The sequence below is a fragment of the Faecalibacillus sp. genome (assembly GCF_047023275.1).
GTDB lineage: Bacteria > Bacillota_I > Bacilli_A > Erysipelotrichales > Coprobacillaceae > Faecalibacillus.
Genome location: NZ_JBKYAR010000021.1, coordinates 20,328 through 39,366, shown reverse-complemented (window position 1 = coordinate 39,366; position 19,039 = coordinate 20,328). Strand labels below are relative to the sequence as shown.

Below are 19,039 nucleotides of genomic sequence, written 5' to 3'. Positions count from 1 at the left end.
TTTCTTCTCCTAACCTCTTACATCTCTTACACCTGCGCCACTTCCATCAGGGCCAATAGGTGCTAAATCTGTAAATCTACTAAAATTCTTTTCAAAAGCAAGGTTAACTTCACCTGTTGCTCCATTTCTATGTTTAGCGATAATAATTTCTGTTAAACCATTATCTTCCTCTTCTTTACCTTCACTTGCTTTATAATATCCTTCTCGATAAATAAAAGTAACGATATCGGCATCTTGTTCGATAGCTCCTGATTCACGCAAGTCAGACATCATTGGACGTTTATTTGGTCTTTGTTCAACCGAACGTGATAACTGTGACAAAGCAATAACAGGAACATCTAATTCTCTGGCTAACATTTTTAATTGTCTAGATATATCTGAAACTTCTTGTTGTCTTGATTCTCGATTATTAGAACTTCCAGTAATCAATTGAAGATAGTCAATAACAATTAACTTTAACCCATGTTCTTGTTTTAACTTTCGACATTTTGCAACAATTTCATTAATTTTAATACCAGGGGTATCATCTATATATAAATTGCATTTACTGACTCTTTCAGCAGCTGCATAGTATTTATTCGCATTTGTTTTTAAGATTTCACCTGTTCTCATTGTAGAACCTTCTATTCCACCCATTGAACAAATAATTCTTTGTACTAATTGACTTGCAGGCATTTCTAACGAAAAGATAGCTACAGGATCTTCTGATTTAAAAGCTACATTATGTGCAATATTTAAAGCAAAGGCTGTTTTCCCCATTGCGGGACGTGCAGCTAAAATAATCAAATCTCCTTTTTGGAGTCCAGATGTTATTTTATCTAAATCTCTAAAATTTGTACGAATACCCGAAATATTACCATCAATACTTTGTAACTTATTTAAACGATCTGTCACTTCTCTAATGACTTTTTTAACGTCAACGAATTCTCCTGCATTACGATCTCTCGTAATGGCCAACATTGTTTTTTCACTTTCATCAATAAAACCATCAATATCTTCAATATCTCCAAAAGCATTTTCTGCTATTTTTGTTGTTTCATTGATGATCTTTCTTAAAATCGATTTGTTATGAATAATTTTTAAATAATATTCACTATGTGCTAAAGTTGGAACTGAATCACTTAATTGTCTTAAGTATTCTACACCACCAACTTTATCTAATTGACTATGATCTAATAAATAAGAAGTAATGGTTGTTACATCAACAGGAATATTTTGTCTTGAGAGTTCACTCATTGCATTGAATAATACTTTATGTGATTCTTCATAAAAATCTCTATCTTCACACTTATTTAAAATATCTTGGCAAGCTTCTTTTGAAATAAGCATTGAACCTAATAACGAGCGTTCTGCTTCTAAATCATGTGGGAAAACTCTAGGCATAAATCTTCCTCCTATTTTTCTGATAAGTGAACTCTAATAGTAGCGATAACTCCTTTATATAGCTCAACTTTTAAATTTGAATATCCTAATGCTCCAATTGGATGAGCATTGATAAATTTTCTTTTATCTACTCTAATATCATATTTTTCTCTTAATTGTTCAACAATATGTTTTGTTGAAACACTTCCAAATGTTTTACCATCTTTACCAGATTTTAAAACAAATTCTAAAGTAATACCTTCAATTTTTTCTTTTAATGTCTCTGCATTTTTCTTATTTTCAATATCTTGTAATCTTGCTTCTTCTTTTTGTTGTTCTAAAATCTTTTTAGCACCTGCTGTTTCTTTAACAGCTAATTTATTTTTAATTAAAAAGTTTTGTCCATATCCATCAGATACATTGACAACATCACCTTTTTTACCTACTTTTCTAACATCTTCTAATAAAACTACTTTCATCTTTTTTACCCTCTTTCATCCAAATATTGATCAATAGCTTCTTCTAATCTATCAATCGCTTTCTTAACAGTTTCTTCTTCAACTTGACATGCTGCCATTGAAAAATGGCCACCACCACCAAGTTTTTCCATAATCAACTGTACATTAACCTCTGTTTTAGAACGAGCAGAAATAGCAATTTTATCCTTATCTACGCGTCCAACAACAAATACCGCTTTTATCTCAGCAATATTTAATAACTCATTACCAACTTTCGCTAGTAGAGGTCTTGTATAAATCTCTTCTTCATTTCCATACGCTATTAGTATATCATTTCCAAAACGATAAGCATTAGCAGAAATAGACATTTTTTCTTGTGTTGTTTTATAATCATCTTGTAAAAATTCATATGCTTTTGCGACATTTGCTTGTTTTTCTTTAAGCTTAGATGCAATTTGGAAAGTACGTGAACCAACATGATTTCTAAAATAATTTGTATCCACCAACATCCCTGCATACATAATCGTTGCTTCTGTTGGTAAAACTTCTATTTCTACTCTTTGGTATTCAAATAATTCTACAACTAATTCTACAGTCGAAGAAGCCGCAGGTTCCAAGTAAGTTAAGATTGGCGAATCAACAAAGTCTTCCCCTCGACGATGATGATCAATAACAACAATTTTCTCTGCTTTATCTAAAACCTCTTCACTAATAGCAAGTGTTGGCTTATGATTATCTACACAAATAAGTAATGTATCACTGTCAATAAGGTCGATTGCTTTCATTGGCGAAATAATTCTTCCTTTGTATAAATCTTCCGCCATTAAACGACGTGCAATATTTCCTGTTTTTTCTTCTAAAGAATTTTCATCAACAATCACATAAGCATCTTTTTCAAATGCTTTAACAAATTTTGCGACAGCCAAACTTGCTCCAAAAGAATCTAAATCAGATTGTTTATGTCCCATAATAAGGATATTTTTACTTTGTTTTACTAAACTTGCTAGTGTTTGTGAAATAACACGTGCTCTTACACGATTAGCTTTTTCGCTATTTTCACTGTTTCCACCAAAATAACGAATTTCTTCATCTAATGTTTTAACCGCTACTTGATCTCCACCACGTGAATAAGATAAAGAAATAGCACTAAATGCAAGTTCATCTAATTCACGTAAAACTTTAGATCCTCTACCAATTCCCATTGATAAAGACATGACCGCTCCAATTGATTCCATTTTTTGTTTAAATTCATCTAAAATACAAAAACGAACTTCTACTTGTTTACGATAAATTCTTTCATTAAAGATAGCTAAATACCCATCTTCTTTATATCTTTTTAAAATAATCCCATTATCTTTAGCCCAATCAAAAATCATTTGTCTAGAAATAGTTTCAATCATTACTGATTTTTGTTCATCAGCATATTCAATAGAATCATCATAATTATCAATTGTTAAATAGGCAACACAAAGTTGTTGATCATTATATTCTTTTTCAATCGTTGTTAAATCTGTTACATCTTTTAAAAATAGCAAACGATTATTTCTAGAATTATATACTTCATATCTTCTAGAATTAATATCAATTGTTCTAACATCTTCATCTTCAAAAAGTGTTGCTAGTAAGGGTTGCCATTCAAGCAATTTTTTACCAACAATTTTTATACCAAGTTCATGCAATAAATCACTGACCCATACAACATTTCTATTTTCATCATATTTAATAAGACCTATTCCACCAAAAATCAAAGCATTCTTTGTTTCATCATTGAGTGCTTCTTTAACACTATAAGTCATTTCATTGAACATATTATGGAGATAATATAAAACAATAATACATACTACATTTTTAATCAAAATATAAATCATTAATGATAATGTAATACGATTTTGTAAAAACATATAAGTTAATAAAGCTAATACATATTCTACTCCTAATAAAGCAACTATTGTATTTCTAAGTTGCATCAGCTTCTTAATCATGAAATACCCTCCTCTTTATTACCTTATATTATACATGAATTCATTTATTTCATCATCTTATTTTTATTCATTCTTAAGATAAATAGATTCGTATAAACCTTAATAATATAAACCTCCGAAAATGATAAAACAATCCATAAAATAATAAACATTCCATTCTTTAAAAAATCACTTTCTAAAAAAGGAAGAATACTTACAATACTATAATAAATATCTTTAGCATCTGTAAAAGTATTTAAACCTAATAAAGAATTTAATAAAAATAAAACAACAAAATTCTTCAACATACTATATATTCTTAAAATCCATTTACCATCAATATCCCTTTTCAAACAATAAATATATAAAATACCTAATGGTAAAGTAAAGAAAGAATACAAAGTAAAAAATAATTCACCTGTTAAAAATAAAATAAACGTACTTGTAAACAGAACAAGAACAGCCATCTTTTCATTAAACTTAAACGTATAATAAGCTAATGCAACTGTCATCAGATAAATAAAAATAATATCAAACATCGTTCCTGTATAAACATTCACAACCGATAACACTCCAAAAAGTGCTGCCATAAAAGCTCCTGTTACAATTTGTTTTGTCTTTTCTCTTTTCATTTCATCACCGTGATTATCATACAACTTTATTGCTTATCTGTCACTTTATATAAAGAAAAAGAGATTCAAAGAATCTCTAATCTTCAAATAAGCAAGCACCATTTGATTCAATCACTTTTTTATACCAATCAAATGATTTCTTCTTATATCTTTTATAAGTACCATTACCTAAATCATCTGCATCTACATAAATAAATCCATAACGTTTAGACATTTGTTTAGTACTTTCAGATACTAAATCAATACATCCCCAAGATGTATAACCCATTAAATCAACACCATCTTCATAGATTGCATTATACATTTCTCTAAAATGAGCATCAAAATAATCAATACGATATTGATCATCAACTGTTCCATTTACAAGTTCATCTTTAGCACCTAAACCATTTTCTACAATAAATAATGGTTTTCTATAACGATCATATAAATCTACTAAAGAAACTCTTAAACCGATTGGATCAATTTGCCATCCCCAATCAGAACTTGGAATATAAGGGTTTTTAATCGCAATATTAGTATTAGCAGCTGTTTTCTTTAATCCGGCATCATCTTTAGCAACACAACTTGATGAATAATAACTAAATGAAACAAAGTCGACTGGATATTTTTTCATGATTTCTAAATCATGTTCTTCCATTTTAATATTTAGACCTTCATTTTTAAATTTAGTTAATAAATATGCAGGATATTCACCAAAGACTTGAGTATCACTATAACAATAAGTACTTCTCATATCTTGTTGTGCTTGTAAAACATCTTCTGGTTTACAAGTATATGGATAGTAAGTTAATTTAGTAAGCATACATCCTACTTTACAATCTGGATTTTTTTCATGTGCAATTTTTGTTGCAAGAGCACTTGCTACAAATTGATGATGCATTGCTTGGAAAATAACTTCTGTAAAGTTTTTACCTTCAAAACGATCTCTTACAAGTCCACCTGTTGTATAAGGATGTCTAATCATTGAATCTACTTCATTAAAAGTAAGCCAATATTTTACTTTATCTTTATAACGATTAGTAATAACATCTACATATTTTACAAACATATCAATAACTTCACGGTCATACCATCCATTATAATTTAATACTAAATTGATTGGTGGTTCATAATGTGACATTGTTACCAATGGTTCAATTCCATATTTATGACATTCATCAAAAACATCATCATAGAATTTTAAACCTTCTTCATTTGGTTCTTTATCATCTCCATTAGGGAAAATACGTGACCAAGCAATAGAAAGTCTAAATACTTTAAATCCCATTTCAGCAAATAATTTAATATCTTCTTTATAATGATGATACCCGTCTGAACCATGTCTTTTAGGATAAAGACTTGTATCATCACTTTTCATTGCTTTTAAGATTTCTTCTGTAGAAATTTCATTTTGTTTTGCATAATCTTGAACATCTACATCTAAATGATGATGGGCACAGTCTGAAACAGAAACACCTTTTCCTCCTTCATTCCATCCACCTTCATATTGGTTAGCAGCAACAGCGCCACCCCATAAAAATCCTTCTGGAAATTTTTTCATTTTCATATCCTCCGCTTTTTCTAAAGCTATCTTAACACCTCCATTAAAAAAAGCATGATTATTTCATTAATTGAAAATAATCACGCTACTATTAATCATGAATTTTTTTAGCCAAGCACATTTCCACAAACTCAGTGTCAAAGTGTTTAGCTCTTGATCCTGTTTGTCCCATATCTAATGATGAAATTTGTTTCATTTCTTCTTCATTTAATTCAAAATCAAAGATATCTATATTTTCTTTTATTCTTTCTACATGTGTTGATTTTGGAATAACAACAACTCCTCTTTGTACATTCCATCTTAGAATTACTTGTCCTACAGACTTATTATATTTAGCTGCAATTCCTTTTAACATTTCATCTTCAAATGGATTATATCTTCCTCCACCTAATGGTGCCCATGCTTCTGGAATAACATCTAATTTTTTCATTGTTTCAATTGCTTTTTCTTGTGTGTAATATGGATGGAGTTCTACTTGATTGACCATCGGTTTAATTTCTACTGTATGAACAAAATTGACAAGAACATGTGCATAAAAGTTAGAAACACCAATGGCTTTTAACTTACCTTCTTTATAAGCATCTTCCATGGCTCTCCAAGCACTGAAATAATCTCCCATCGCTTGATGTAATAAATATAAATCTAAATATCCTAAACCACTTTTTTCAATAGATGCATCAATTGCTTTTTTAGCAGTTTCATAGTTTTGCATATCTTGAACCCACATTTTAGAAGTAATAAATAAATCTTCTCTTGTACAAATACCTTCATCAATTGCTCTTTTAACACCTGCTCCTACAGCATCTTCATTGGTATAAGAAGCAGCTGTATCAATTAAACGATAGCCTGCTTTAATTGCTTGATAAACTGATTCTTCACATTCTTTTTTATCTGGTACTCTAAAGACACCAAATCCTATTGTTGGGATTTTTAACCCATTATTTAATGTTTGATATTCCATAATATTTCCTCTTTTCTTACTTATATTTTGAAATAAAAAAGCTCAGATGTACAATATCAATTTTGCAATCTGCTATAACTTTATCGCATAGAAAAAGGACTTATTAACAAGTCCTTATCTTACTTTCTTTCTTAATACAAGCATAAATCCTAAAAGTGCTACTAATAACATTAAACTATACATGAAGAGTGCTGTATCATCTCCTGTTTTTACTTTTGATGTTTTCGTTTGTTTTGTAATATTTTGTGTTTTGTTTGTATTGCCTTTTTGATTATTTTCAGGTTTTTGAACATTTTGTGTAGGTTCTTCATTAGCTGTAAATTCCCAAACACCTTTGAAGAATTCATCTTTATCTTCAATCGTTACTGAATCTTTATCCCATGATTTAAATTTCCATACACCATCTTTTACTTTAATTTCTTTCTTAAAATTATTTTCAACTTCAATAATTTGATTTCTTGTTAAATGTTCAAGATCATTTGGTAACATATCTAAAATTTCTTGTGGTAATTCTTTACCTTTTGTACCACTTACAAATTCATATTTAACTTTGAAATTATCAGGAATAAAAATCCATGTACCTACAAATTGAATATCTTCAGTTGTCATTACTTGATTTTCTTTATCCCATCCTACAAATTTCCATACACCTTTATTTTCTAAATCTACATAATTTTCAAAAGTTTTATTTTGATCAGCAATTTGAACAACATCACCTTCAAAATATTCATTTTCATCTACTGGTACTAAATCTAAAATATCTTGTGGAGGTGTTTTACATTCAGTTCCACTTTCAAATTTATATTCCACATGATTTCCAATTTTTAAATTTATTTGAATTTTACAGTTACTAGTTGTTGTATGTCTTTCTAAATAGAACATTTGGAAATGACATTTTTCACCATTTTTTATTCCATTTTCACTTGCATATTTTTCAATATCTAAACTTGTAGATAATTCTTTATGTGCTCCACCTAAATCTACTGCTAATTGACCGTTGATGAAAACATAAACATCATCATCTCCAGTAAAGTCAAAGAATTGATTTGATCCTTTTTTATAAATAAAATCACCATCAACTTTCATAGCAAAATGATAATTATGATCTTGTGCATCATCACCATTTTGATCACTCATTTTTTCACCATCCATATAATCTAAAGGGAAGAATCCTGTTGAAATACCTTCATCTTCATTATTATAGAATGATTTATTTGTTTCATCATAAGTTGTTGTTTTACTAGAATCAAAATAATATTTATTTGTATTATCTTCTACAATTTTTCTTAATACCATTTGATTATATTTATTAGATTTTTTATTAAGATAGAAATCTGTATTATAGAAGTTTTTTAATCTTAAATAAGCATAATCCATACAACTTGAACAATCTTCTACTGTTTTTAATTGATTATTTTTATATTTTAAAACAGTATCATTATAATCACCTAATGGCAATACTTGTCCAAGAGGAGTAATTGTCATCGCAGCAATTCTAGAATTTTCTTTACCATTAATTCTTACTTTTACTGTTCCAGTACCTTGAGGAACAAATGTAGTTAAAGTATATTCTCCACCTTCTTTATCTTCTAATTTTAATTTTTCTACTAAAACTTTATTATTAGAATCTAAAAGATCTATTGTCATGCCGTCAGCATTATAACCATATCCTAAATAATAAGTTAATTTGATATTTTGATCTGTTGGAATATCTGTATTCAAAACGATAGATGAATCCTTTAAACAAACAACACCATCTCCATCTTGTTTCCAATAATTATCACCATGAATAATTTCACCATTATCCTTATCGATATAGGAATTATCTTGGTATTTTTCTGATGTCCAACCTTCTTTAATAAAGTTACTACCTTCTCGATTATCACCCAAATAATTTTTAGATGTTACACCTTCTTTTGTAAGTTTTGGAATTGAGAATTTTAATCTTCCTTGATAATCATCATCTTTATAAATGTCTAATATAACTTTTGAAGTTGTTGCCGTAAATGTTATATTACTTCCATTATCATCTAAAACATTTCCATTACTATCTTTAATTTGGTATTTAAGAGCATGTTCTCCACCATCTCTCCAACAATCAAATTTATATTCTGCATTTGCTTCTACATCTATTGTTTTTTTAAGATGATCTTTTACACCATAATTAACAACACCATCTGTATCTTGTTGCCAAACCGTACCCACTCCAGAATGAAGAATACCATTTGTTTTAGAAGCTTGAATATTTTCTAAATTCCAACGATCATAGAAATAATTTTGTTCATTTCCTAGTACGTCATCTTTTGTATAGGTACTTCCTTGGGCTTGTTTATAAGTTGCAAATGTATTAAATATTGAATATCTAGTAAGAGATTCATCATTTTTCCCTGAAACTAAATTTTCTTGAATTGTTTTTGCTGCATTTTCAACAGCACTTTTTGTATAAACTGGAAGTCCATCATCTCCTAGTTTACTTGCGACTAAACCTTGTGTCATTCCTTCATTATTAGATTCGCCCAATCCAAAAGTATCCATGCCTTTATAAAGAGCATATTCATAAAATAAACCATCTGCATCATAATCATACAGCTGAACTGGTAATGTCATATAATCTTCACTCTTTGCTGAAACACTACCTATAAAATACGAAACAACCATCACTAAAGCAATCACATAAGCTAAAACTTTTTTTAACATTTTTTCTTCCTCCCTAAATAAAAAACCATAGAAAAGCTGTGCCCTAAATCATTGCAACTCAGCCAGCTTCTCTATGGTTCAGCTCTGTAGCTTTGCGTCACTATTTTTCAATAGTTTTGCTAAATATTTTATCTACTTACAGTATATAATGCTTATTTTATATTTGATAGCGTTTACCACCGCTCTATTACATGTTTCATACTTTGTCACAAAAAAAGAAGTCTTACGACTTCTAGCTTTCTTCAATAACACCCATTAATTCTAATAATCTATTTAAATCATCTGTGTCAGAGTATTTAATTGTAATAGACTTATCATCTACTTTGATTCTCGTACGATATTTTTTTCTAAGTAATCCTTCAACATATTGATATTCTTTAGGTTTTTCAACCTTAGGTTTATTCTTTCTAGCTTCTTGAAGTTCAAAACCTTTTACAATATTTTCAACATCTCTAACAGATAATTTTTCATCAATTACTCTTTTAGCAATCTTTAATGCTCTTTCTTTATCCAATGTAATTAAAGCTCTTGCATGTCCCATTGATAAAGAACCATCTAATACATATTCTTGAATCTTTTCAGGTAAGTTCAATAATCTAAGTGTATTTGTAATATGTGTTCTTGATTTTCCAATACGTTTAGCTAACTCATTTTGTGTAAGTTTAAGCTTTTCCATCATCGTTTGATAAGCTTGTGCTTCTTCGATGGCATTTAAATCTTCTCTTTGAATATTTTCTAATAAAGCAATTTCCATCATTTGTTGATCACTAAAATCAACAATAATTGCTGGAACTTCTTCTAAATGTGCCATTCTAGCTGCACGACATCTTCTTTCACCAGCAACAATTTCATATCCTTGAACAGATTTCTTTAAAATAACTGGTTGGAAAATACCATGTTCTTGAATTGATAAAGCAAGTTCATTTAAAGCTTGTTCAGCAAATACTTTTCTTGGTTGATAAGGATTAGGTCTAATTTCATCTAATTTGATTTTTTCTTGACTACTTTCAGGTGTATTATGTTCAATATCATCAATTAATGATGTAATATCTCCACCAAAAATAGCATCTAATCCTTTATTTAATTTTTTCTTTTTCTCAGCCATTTCTACTCAACACTTCCTTTGCAAGTTCTTTATAAGCTTGAGCACCAACAGAAGATCCATCATAATCAAAAATACAGATTCCTGCACTTGGTGCCTCAGATAATTTAATATTTCTTGGAATAACAGTTTTATAAACTTTTTCTTTAAAATACTTTCTTACTTCTTGAGAAACTTCCAATCCTAAATTTGTACGTTGATCTAACATTGTTAATAATAAACCTTCAATAGAAAGTTTTTTATTAAAATGATTTTGTGTTAATTTAATTGTATTTAACAGTTGTGTTAAACCTTCAAGTGCATAGTATTCACATTGTACTGGGATAAGTACTGTATCACATGAAGTTAATGCATTTGTATTTAATAAACCAAGGGCTGGTGGACAATCAATAAAAACAAAGTCATAATAATCTTTAATTTTATCTAATGATTGTTTTAAACGCACTTCTCTTCCTTGTTTTACATGTGCTAATTCTAAATCTATCCCTGCTAAATCTATTTCTCCTGGTGCAACATCTAGGTTTTCAATATAAGAATGTTGAATTACTTTTTCTAAACCAACTTCTCCTGTTAAAACATGATATGTTGATAATTCAATATAATCTCTATCGATACCAATACCTTGTGTTGCATTTGCTTGAGGATCCATATCTATAAGCAAAACTTTATAATTCATCTTAGCTAGTGCCGCTGACAAATTAACACTTGTCGTTGTTTTACCAACGCCACCCTTTTGATTTGTAATTGCTATAACCTTCGACATCTTTACACCCCTTTATGTCCTATCGTTTGTCCTAGTAATACTCTTGTTTCCACATTCTCACTAGAATTCTTGATAATATCATCATCTATTTTGACAGTATCTTTTTTCAAAATCAATACAACTGTTGACCCTCCGAATTCAAAATAACCCTTTTCTTCTCCTTTTGTCGCGATAGTATGTTTATAATTGACAATTTTACCAACCATCATCGCTCCGACTTCCATTTGAATCATTCTACCAAAGTTATTTGAATCAATCACAGTGTACTCTCTACTATTCATTTTGTATATAGGGTAATAATCATTTGCGATAGGATTAACAGTATGAAAAATACCTTTTATTTTCTTATGTGAAACAATTTGACCATCATCTACATAACTATAATGATGATAATCATCAACAGCTAAACGAAATACAAGGCACATTCCACCATCATATTCTTTAGCTAAAGTTTCATCTTGTAATAAATCTTTTAATTGGTATTTTGTATCTTTAATTTCTAAAATCGTATCATCATGAATTGGATAATAGGTAAGTTTACTATCAGCAGGTGCCATCAATACATCTTTAGAAACATCAAATGGTCTTTTACCATCTTTTATTCTTCTTGTAAAGAAATCGTTATAACTTTTATATTTCTTTTCTTCATATTGACTCATATCAATATCATTATTTTTAATAAACGAAGAAATACTTGTCTTTGAAAGTGGTGAAGACATATATAAACCACCTAAATGTGTAACAAATGGTGATACTAAGATTTTTAAAGCACATCTACCAGCAGATGTGCTATATAATTTTTTTAATAATTGATTTTGCCCTTCTAATTCTTTAACGATATGTCCTTGACGATCTTTAATCATGAAAAACAAAGAATTTGCACAAGTTCAATAACAACTAAAAAACCTAGTGCAATAATTCCTTTCCCTTTTAATTTTGGTACTTTAAAATCAACAACAAATAAAATACCTGTAATTAACATTAAAGTTCCATATAAGTAATCTAAACCAAAAATAACATATCTTAAAGCAAATGCAAAAGGTAAAATAAAGGCTGAAGTTGTAACTGGTAAACCTTGATAATACTTTCTTTTTTCTGTTGTTTGTTGCTGTCTTGTTTCTTCAGTAACATTAAAATAAGCTAAACGAATAACTGCTGCTAATACATAAAGTATTTCAATAGCAAGCCATCCTACTGAAGATAATCCTAAATTATATCCTAGTATTGCTGGAAAAACACCAAAAGAAATAAGATCACATAAAGAATCTATTTGAATCCCAAACTTCTTTTCTTCTTCTGTACGATTTTTCTTACTTCTTGCGACCATTCCATCGAAGGTATCACAAATACCACACATCATTAAACAAATGAATGACCATTGATAAAGTCCAATGACTGATAAGTGGATTCCTACCATTGCAAAAACTAATGATAAATATGTAAGAATGACAGTATAACTATAAAATCCTATCATATTCTACTCCCTCTATAATTAACGAAAATATTATAGCATAATTTTATCTAATTATGTAGTGTATATCGTCTTATTCATATTTTTGAAAATTTCTATTTTCATTCAAATCTTTATATAAAATAATTTCTTTTTTTTCTAAGCTTTCTTTTACATCTATAATCCTTTGATTTGATGATCCTCTAAACTTTAAACTTAAATCTTTTAGTTCCTCTACAAACTTACCATCTACTAGAACATCGATATAAGATAACAACTCATCAGTTACTTCGCATCTTGCACGACTTTCACTTAAAAGTTCTTGATCAAAGAGATAACCTGTATAACACCAAATATCCTTTTGTGGATAAAGTTCTTTCACTCTTTTAATAAACGGTAATAACGCTCTTTGATTACTTGGTTCCATTGGTTCTCCTCCAAGTAAAGACAATCCTGTTATATGTTCTGGCTTTAAATAATCAATAATTAAATCTTCTACTTCTTGATTAAACTCTTTTCCATATTTAAAATCCCATGTCATTTGATTAAAGCAATTCTTACAATGATGCGTGCATCCTGATACAAATAAAGAAACTCTAACTCCTAAGCCATTAGCGATATCAAAATTCTTAATTTCTGCATAATTCATTTCAATTCCTCTTTTCATATTTTCCTATTATACAACAATTCTTTATAGATTCTATTGATATAATAAAAAGGATGTATCATCCTTTAACATAAGCCTCTATATTTTATAAGTTCTCCAATATTTCCTTGATATAAACACTCTAATTCTTCAAATAATAAATAATCCGATGGTTTCATTAAACAAGGAAGCTTCGGTAATTCTATAGCTTGACTATAAGCCAAGATTTCACTTACAAATTCTGAACAGAAATAATAATGATTTCTGCGATAAGGAACTTCCAATTTACATAAGATCAATCCCATTAAATTATATTTATAATCTTGAGAATGATTTAAAATAGATTCTAAAATAAATTTTGCCTTATAATATATCTCTTTCTTAACAGTAAGTTTATATAATGCACAAGGAATATGTTGATTTTTATTATAGAATCCCTTTTCAAATGACTCATTTCTAATTCCTGCAGGAATTGGAGAATAAGTATATTTTCTAGCACAACTATACATCGGTTGTAAATTTTCTTCAAAAGAGATAGAAATATGTGTATAACTGTCCTGTGTCATTAAATAAATAGCTTTAGAAATAAATGTATCCGATTTTGTTAGTAATAAATAAATATCTTTCACCTTATTCTCCTTTCCTCACTTCTTTCAGTATTACACATTTTTTAGATATAATCGACATTTTTTTACAAATTTATCAATCCATTAAATTTTTTTCATAACAAAAAAGCGAGAATGTCTCGCCTTTATAAACCAACTCTTTTTTCAAAATCAGAACCTGGTTCAAATCTTCTACTTTCGATATCCATTTGAGATAATGCTTGATTCATTGATTCAACTTCTGCTTTTGTAAATTTGATTTCAGTTGCTTTTATATTTTCTTTTAATCTTTCTAACTTTGTTGTTCCTGGAATAGGTACAATAAAATCTTTTTGTGCTAATACCCAAGCCAAAGATATTTGTGCCACTGTCGCCTTTTTTTCTTTTGCAATCTTATTTACAAGATCAACCACGACCTGATTCTTTTTAAGTGCTTCTTCGCTAAATCTTGGTGCATTTAACTTTGCATGAAAACCATTTTTATCATAAGCATCACTTAAAAATCCTTTACACAATGGAGCAAAAGGTACAAAACCAATTCCTAGTTCTTCAAGTAAAGGAATAAGCTTGTTTTCTGGTTCTCTCCACATCATTGAATATTCACTTTCTACGGCTGTTAAAGGACATATTGCATGGGCTTTTTTGATTGTTTCAATTCCTGCTTCTGATAATCCCCAATGTTTGATTTTCCCTTGCTTAATAAAATCTTTCATTAAATATGCAATATCTTCAATGGGTACATTAGGATCCACACGATGTAAATAATATAAATCAATATAATCCGTTTTTAATCTTTTAAGAGAACCTTCTAAAGATTTCTTGATTCCTTCAAGATTTCCATCAACAACTTGTTTACCATTTTCCATTCTTAAGCCACATTTAGTTGCAATAATGACTTGATTTCTTACAGGAGCTAATGCTTCTCCAACAAGTTCTTCATCTAAATAAGGTCCATAGATTTCTGCTGTATCAAAAAAATTGACACCTAATTGAACAGCTTCTCTTAATAAATGAATCATTTCTTTTCTATCTTTACCAACCATGGTCATACAACCAAGGCCTAAACTTGATACTTCTAAACCTTGTCCTAATTTTCTTTTTAACATATGTTCTCCTTTTAATAAAACTTTACTTGATTCAACAAATAGACATCTATATTATATTTTACTTGATATTTTCTTATAAGTTCAATCAGTAAATTCGTTTGATAACCATAAACAAATATTTCAAATAAACTCTTGTCTTGATTTCTATATTCTACATATTTATATTGATTCACTTCTAATAAATGTAGAAGTTTTTCTTTATCTTGTTGATTTACTGAAATCATTACTCTTTGCATGATTGTTTTCCTTTTACCTTATTTACAATAAAAACAATCACTGCTAAACAAATAAAACCAATACCATCTACATAGAAAATACCTCTTAAATCACTTGTCCAAGAGAACTTTAGAATAATCATACTTCCATAAGGAGCAAAAGCACTTCCTAAATTATAAGCCACAAGAAGTAATGATGTCGCTAATGTTGGATTTTTAAGATGAGAACTGTTAACGATATTTGTAAGACATGGCATCATGACTCTAAAACCAAAGCCTACTAAAAATCCACCTAAAACGGTCATCCATGATGTATTAGAAATGCCAATAATAAACATTGCGAGTGCTGTAATTGTAAATCCTACAGACATAATATAATTCTTGAAAAGCTTATACATTTTACCAAATAGAAAACCTGAAATCATCGCACCTAAACTAAGTAACATAATGACTGTACTTGCATCACTGGCACTTCCATAACCTTGTTCAACAATCAAACTTGATACTTTAATACCCATTGTCATATTAAGCGTTGCCCCTATGACAATTAAAATCATAAAGACAAAGACAATTGAAAAGTTTCCTTCTTTTCCATCGTTAACAACAACTTGCTTTGTATTTTTATGTAAAATATCTTCTGTTTTAACTTTGGGAATAACTTTCCAAAAGATAAAGAATACCGGAATAGCGATAGCATAAGAGATAAAAGGTGCTTGCCAATTTACATGCATAAGTTGACCTGCAATATATGTAATCAACATACCACCAAGTCCACCTAAGGCTTCATGATAACCAATAAGTGTTGTTCTTTCATTTCCATCAAAGAAATAACTAATTAAACCAATCAACAATGAATTAAATAAACCAATTCCAAAACCTAAAGCCGCTCTAGAAAATAATACTAAATAGAAGTTTCCAATAAATACAGGAATGATCCCTGATATAGCAACAATTCCTAGTCCTAACATAATAGTTTGTTTATATCCCATCTTTTTAGCGATAAAACCACTTGTTAAAACTGAAATCATTAAAAATAATGAAGGAATTGTTGTAATCATTTCTACCATAGAAAGAGGTATTTGAGGAAATGCTTCTTTCATAGCAGGAATATTAGCGTTGCTAGCAGGTGCCACTGCTACCAACATTGATACTGATAATAAAGCTATTTTTAATATTTTTTTATTCATTTGAATCTCTCCTTTACAAAAGGAGTATATAAAAAATAGAGATCTCTTTGAATTCTCTATTTCTTCATAACTATTAACCTTTAGGTTGTAACTTTTCGATTTTATTTAGAAAATACTGAACATCATTTGAAGGCTGTTTTGAATACATAATGCCAAAAGGAATTGTGTAATGCCATTGAACAGGAATGATTTTTAATATTGGATGAATATTTTTCCATTCAGGTATAACAATCATCAATTTATTTTCATTTACACATTGATTAAAAGCTTTAACATTAAAGAAAGAAATTTCTTCTAAAATAATTGAAGGATTTTTAGATAACAAATCTATTCTTAAACGATCAATGTCTTTTAAATAACCTTTTTTTAAAATCAAGATTTTTTCATTTGTTAAATCTTCTATATTTATTATTTCTTTAGAAGCTAGTGGATGTGTTCTCGGGATTGCTAGAGCAAGTGAACTTTCATAAAGTTTAAGTGCTAAACAATTTCTTTCCTTTAATAAATTTTGACTATAGATTCCTGCTACAATATCCATTTTTTGACCAAAGTTTTTCATGATTTCTTTAGCGTTTTCTGGTGTGTTTTCAAAAGAAACTAATTCTAATTTTAAAGATTGATCATTCATTTGATTCCATAGATCCATAATATAATCTACAGGTGTCGTAAAAGAAACACCTAAACGAATAATATGTTCATCTTTAATTTGACTTGCTCTTAAAATAGCTTCTTTTGAATATTGAATGATATATTTTGCATCTTTATAAAAAGACTTTCCTGAAGCTGTTAACTTTAATCCTGTATGGGTTCTTTCAAATAAAGGAAAACCGATATTTCTTTCTAATAAATTAATTTGTTTCATAACTGCATTAGCTGAAATATAGAGCTTTTCTGCAGCTTTATTAAAACTTCCTACATCCGCTACAACAATAAATGTATCTAATTGATGATTATACATACTTTCACCTCTTAGATACATTCTATCATTTTATTAATTTTTATTTAACATTTTCTTTGATGGTCGATAATACATCAAAGCACAAAAGATAGCAACAGCTGTAAGGGATAAACTTAAAGGATACGCACACATAATAGTCGTAAATGATTGATAACTTTTAAATACTGTTTCTACCCATAAAACTCTTGTTCCACAAATACAAATACAAGTAAGAATAGCTGGCACTAAAGATATACCAAACCCTCTTAAATAACCTGACATCACTTCATAGAGCATACTAAAGATATAGGCTGTAAAGACCATAATTAAACGTGTATAGCCAATTTGAATAACTTGTGGATTATTATTAAATAATGATAATAAGAATTTACCAGAAACAATAATAATTCCTATTGCAAGAGCTGAAGCAATAGCATCTTCAATCAAACACAAATAAAGGGTCTTTTTACAACGATCAATTTGCCCTGCTCCATAATTTTGTCCTACAAAAGTAGTACAAGCTTGCCCAAAAGAATTTAAAATATCATAAGCAAAGATTTCTACATTAAAGGCTGCACTTGAAGCTGCAATCACAACTGTTCCTAAACTATTGATAGCTGCTTGAATAACAATATTTGCAAGAGCAAAAACGGCACTTTGAATGCCTGCAGGCATTCCTATTTTTAAAATTCTAACAAGTGATAATTTATAGATTCTTAACTCTTTTAAATTCACATGTATATATTGATCTGTTTTAATCAATTTATTTAATAAAATAATTGCACTTATTAAATTAGAAATAACAGTAGCAATAGCAACACCATTAACTGTCATCTTTAAAACAATTACAAAAAATAAATTTAAAATAACATTAATAATTCCTGAAATAACTAATGTTTTTAAAGGAACTTTAGTATCTCCAACACTTCTAAAAATAGCTGCTTCAAAGTTATATAATAAAATAACTGGCATACCTAATAAATAAATTCTTAAATAAAGAAGTGCTTGTCCATAAACATCACGAGGAACATTTAACATATTTAAAACATAACCAGCAACTAATTCTCCAATAATCGTAACAACAAATCCCCCAACAATTGCCATTAAAATAGAAGTATGCACCGCATGATGAACAGTCTTTTTATCATCACGCCCAATCGCATTAGCAATGACCACTGTTGTTCCTAAAGCAATACCAATAAATAAATTCACAATTAAACTAATAATAGGACTATTCGCTCCTACTGCAGCTACAGCTATCGTTCCCATTTTACCTGTAAAATTACCAACAACCGCAATATCAGAAGCATTAAATAATTGTTCTAAAATAGCCGTCATAGCAACAGGTAAGGCAAATAATGGTATTTTATTCCAAATACTTCCGTGTAACATATCTATCTCTTTCATCTAATCC

18 protein-coding genes and 1 riboswitch are annotated in these 19,039 nt (G+C 29.0%); all 18 genes read right to left on the bottom strand.

The window, feature by feature from the left end:
• Positions 1-9: 9 nt before the first annotated feature.
• The gene (gene dnaB / locus ACLVEP_RS08580; RefSeq protein ID WP_412584212.1) at positions 10-1,383 is read right to left on the bottom strand and encodes a replicative DNA helicase; all 1,374 of its coding nucleotides are present in this window, start codon (positions 1,381-1,383) and stop codon (positions 10-12) included.
• Positions 1,384-1,394: 11 nt separating this feature from the next.
• The gene (gene rplI, locus ACLVEP_RS08575) at positions 1,395-1,841 is read right to left on the bottom strand and encodes a 50S ribosomal protein L9 (protein WP_412584210.1); all 447 of its coding nucleotides are present in this window, start codon (positions 1,839-1,841) and stop codon (positions 1,395-1,397) included.
• A gap of 5 nt (positions 1,842-1,846) precedes the next feature.
• Positions 1,847-3,802, bottom strand: coding sequence for a DHH family phosphoesterase (locus tag ACLVEP_RS08570; RefSeq protein ID WP_412584208.1), 1,956 nt, complete (start codon positions 3,800-3,802; stop codon positions 1,847-1,849).
• A gap of 44 nt (positions 3,803-3,846) precedes the next feature.
• Positions 3,847-4,413: a DUF2232 domain-containing protein gene (locus ACLVEP_RS08565; protein ID WP_412584207.1), complete on the bottom strand. Its 567-nt coding sequence runs from the start codon at positions 4,411-4,413 to the stop codon at positions 3,847-3,849.
• A 76-nt stretch (positions 4,414-4,489) separates the two neighbouring features.
• Positions 4,490-5,956, bottom strand: coding sequence for a family 1 glycosylhydrolase (locus tag ACLVEP_RS08560; protein WP_412584205.1), 1,467 nt, complete (start codon positions 5,954-5,956; stop codon positions 4,490-4,492).
• A gap of 91 nt (positions 5,957-6,047) precedes the next feature.
• Positions 6,048-6,917 (bottom strand): aldo/keto reductase, encoded by an 870-nt coding sequence (locus ACLVEP_RS08555; protein ID WP_412584203.1) that lies wholly within the window; start codon positions 6,915-6,917, stop codon positions 6,048-6,050.
• 114 nt (positions 6,918-7,031) lie between these two features.
• On the bottom strand, positions 7,032-9,614 hold the full coding sequence (locus ACLVEP_RS08550; RefSeq protein WP_412584200.1) for an SHIRT domain-containing protein: 2,583 nt from the start codon (positions 9,612-9,614) through the stop codon (positions 7,032-7,034).
• A gap of 49 nt (positions 9,615-9,663) precedes the next feature.
• Positions 9,664-9,745, bottom strand: a riboswitch (cyclic di-GMP riboswitch).
• A gap of 101 nt (positions 9,746-9,846) precedes the next feature.
• A complete protein-coding gene (locus tag ACLVEP_RS08545; protein ID WP_412584197.1) occupies positions 9,847-10,719 on the bottom strand; it encodes a ParB/RepB/Spo0J family partition protein in 873 nt (290 codons plus the stop codon).
• On the bottom strand, positions 10,712-11,479 hold the full coding sequence (locus ACLVEP_RS08540) for a ParA family protein (protein ID WP_022000815.1): 768 nt from the start codon (positions 11,477-11,479) through the stop codon (positions 10,712-10,714). Before ACLVEP_RS08540 ends, ACLVEP_RS08545 begins: the two co-directional genes overlap by 8 nt.
• A 2-nt stretch (positions 11,480-11,481) precedes the next feature.
• On the bottom strand, positions 11,482-12,342 hold the full coding sequence (locus ACLVEP_RS08535) for a phosphatidylserine decarboxylase (RefSeq protein ID WP_412584195.1): 861 nt from the start codon (positions 12,340-12,342) through the stop codon (positions 11,482-11,484).
• Positions 12,339-12,953: a CDP-alcohol phosphatidyltransferase family protein gene (locus tag ACLVEP_RS08530; RefSeq protein WP_412584194.1), complete on the bottom strand. Its 615-nt coding sequence runs from the start codon at positions 12,951-12,953 to the stop codon at positions 12,339-12,341. The genes ACLVEP_RS08535 and ACLVEP_RS08530 overlap by 4 nt, the downstream gene beginning before the upstream one ends.
• Positions 12,954-13,023: 70 nt before the next feature.
• Positions 13,024-13,578, bottom strand: a complete 555-nt coding sequence (gene nrdG, locus ACLVEP_RS08525) for an anaerobic ribonucleoside-triphosphate reductase activating protein (protein ID WP_412584191.1) — start codon at positions 13,576-13,578, stop codon at positions 13,024-13,026.
• Between the two features lie 83 nt (positions 13,579-13,661).
• The gene (locus tag ACLVEP_RS08520) at positions 13,662-14,204 is read right to left on the bottom strand and encodes a hypothetical protein (protein ID WP_119362499.1); all 543 of its coding nucleotides are present in this window, start codon (positions 14,202-14,204) and stop codon (positions 13,662-13,664) included.
• 122 nt (positions 14,205-14,326) lie between these two features.
• The gene (locus tag ACLVEP_RS08515; RefSeq protein ID WP_412584188.1) at positions 14,327-15,286 is read right to left on the bottom strand and encodes an aldo/keto reductase; all 960 of its coding nucleotides are present in this window, start codon (positions 15,284-15,286) and stop codon (positions 14,327-14,329) included.
• 11 nt (positions 15,287-15,297) lie between these two features.
• Entirely contained in the window at positions 15,298-15,522 is a 225-nt protein-coding gene (locus ACLVEP_RS08510; RefSeq protein ID WP_412584187.1) for a hypothetical protein, read from the bottom strand.
• The gene (locus ACLVEP_RS08505; RefSeq protein ID WP_412584186.1) at positions 15,510-16,688 is read right to left on the bottom strand and encodes an MFS transporter; all 1,179 of its coding nucleotides are present in this window, start codon (positions 16,686-16,688) and stop codon (positions 15,510-15,512) included. Before ACLVEP_RS08505 ends, ACLVEP_RS08510 begins: the two co-directional genes overlap by 13 nt.
• Before the next feature lie 73 nt (positions 16,689-16,761).
• The gene (locus tag ACLVEP_RS08500) at positions 16,762-17,646 is read right to left on the bottom strand and encodes a LysR family transcriptional regulator (RefSeq protein ID WP_412584185.1); all 885 of its coding nucleotides are present in this window, start codon (positions 17,644-17,646) and stop codon (positions 16,762-16,764) included.
• A 33-nt stretch (positions 17,647-17,679) separates the two neighbouring features.
• Positions 17,680-19,032: an MATE family efflux transporter gene (locus ACLVEP_RS08495; protein WP_412584184.1), complete on the bottom strand. Its 1,353-nt coding sequence runs from the start codon at positions 19,030-19,032 to the stop codon at positions 17,680-17,682.
• Positions 19,033-19,039: the final 7 nt, after the last annotated feature.

What these genes read in the sequence shown, in the direction of transcription:
- ACLVEP_RS08560 (WP_412584205.1), bottom strand. Translation starts at nt 5,956, where the DNA reads ATGAAAAAATTTCCAGAAGGATTTTTATGGGGTGGCGCTGTTGCTGCT.
- ACLVEP_RS08495 (WP_412584184.1), bottom strand. Translation starts at nt 19,032, where the DNA reads ATGAAAGAGATAGATATGTTACACGGAAGTATTTGGAATAAAATACCA.
- ACLVEP_RS08505 (WP_412584186.1), bottom strand. Translation starts at nt 16,688, where the DNA reads ATGAATAAAAAAATATTAAAAATAGCTTTATTATCAGTATCAATGTTG.
- ACLVEP_RS08515 (WP_412584188.1), bottom strand. Translation starts at nt 15,286, where the DNA reads ATGTTAAAAAGAAAATTAGGACAAGGTTTAGAAGTATCAAGTTTAGGC.
- nrdG (WP_412584191.1), bottom strand. Translation starts at nt 13,578, where the DNA reads ATGAATTATGCAGAAATTAAGAATTTTGATATCGCTAATGGCTTAGGA.
- ACLVEP_RS08510 (WP_412584187.1), bottom strand. Translation starts at nt 15,522, where the DNA reads ATGCAAAGAGTAATGATTTCAGTAAATCAACAAGATAAAGAAAAACTT.
- ACLVEP_RS08570 (WP_412584208.1), bottom strand. Translation starts at nt 3,802, where the DNA reads ATGATTAAGAAGCTGATGCAACTTAGAAATACAATAGTTGCTTTATTA.
- dnaB (WP_412584212.1), bottom strand. Translation starts at nt 1,383, where the DNA reads ATGCCTAGAGTTTTCCCACATGATTTAGAAGCAGAACGCTCGTTATTA.
- ACLVEP_RS08545 (WP_412584197.1), bottom strand. Translation starts at nt 10,719, where the DNA reads ATGGCTGAGAAAAAGAAAAAATTAAATAAAGGATTAGATGCTATTTTT.
- rplI (WP_412584210.1), bottom strand. Translation starts at nt 1,841, where the DNA reads ATGAAAGTAGTTTTATTAGAAGATGTTAGAAAAGTAGGTAAAAAAGGT.
- ACLVEP_RS08530 (WP_412584194.1), bottom strand. Translation starts at nt 12,953, where the DNA reads ATGATAGGATTTTATAGTTATACTGTCATTCTTACATATTTATCATTA.
- ACLVEP_RS08500 (WP_412584185.1), bottom strand. Translation starts at nt 17,646, where the DNA reads ATGTATAATCATCAATTAGATACATTTATTGTTGTAGCGGATGTAGGA.
- ACLVEP_RS08540 (WP_022000815.1), bottom strand. Translation starts at nt 11,479, where the DNA reads ATGTCGAAGGTTATAGCAATTACAAATCAAAAGGGTGGCGTTGGTAAA.
- ACLVEP_RS08535 (WP_412584195.1), bottom strand. Translation starts at nt 12,342, where the DNA reads ATGATTAAAGATCGTCAAGGACATATCGTTAAAGAATTAGAAGGGCAA.
- ACLVEP_RS08565 (WP_412584207.1), bottom strand. Translation starts at nt 4,413, where the DNA reads ATGAAAAGAGAAAAGACAAAACAAATTGTAACAGGAGCTTTTATGGCA.
- ACLVEP_RS08550 (WP_412584200.1), bottom strand. Translation starts at nt 9,614, where the DNA reads ATGTTAAAAAAAGTTTTAGCTTATGTGATTGCTTTAGTGATGGTTGTT.
- ACLVEP_RS08555 (WP_412584203.1), bottom strand. Translation starts at nt 6,917, where the DNA reads ATGGAATATCAAACATTAAATAATGGGTTAAAAATCCCAACAATAGGA.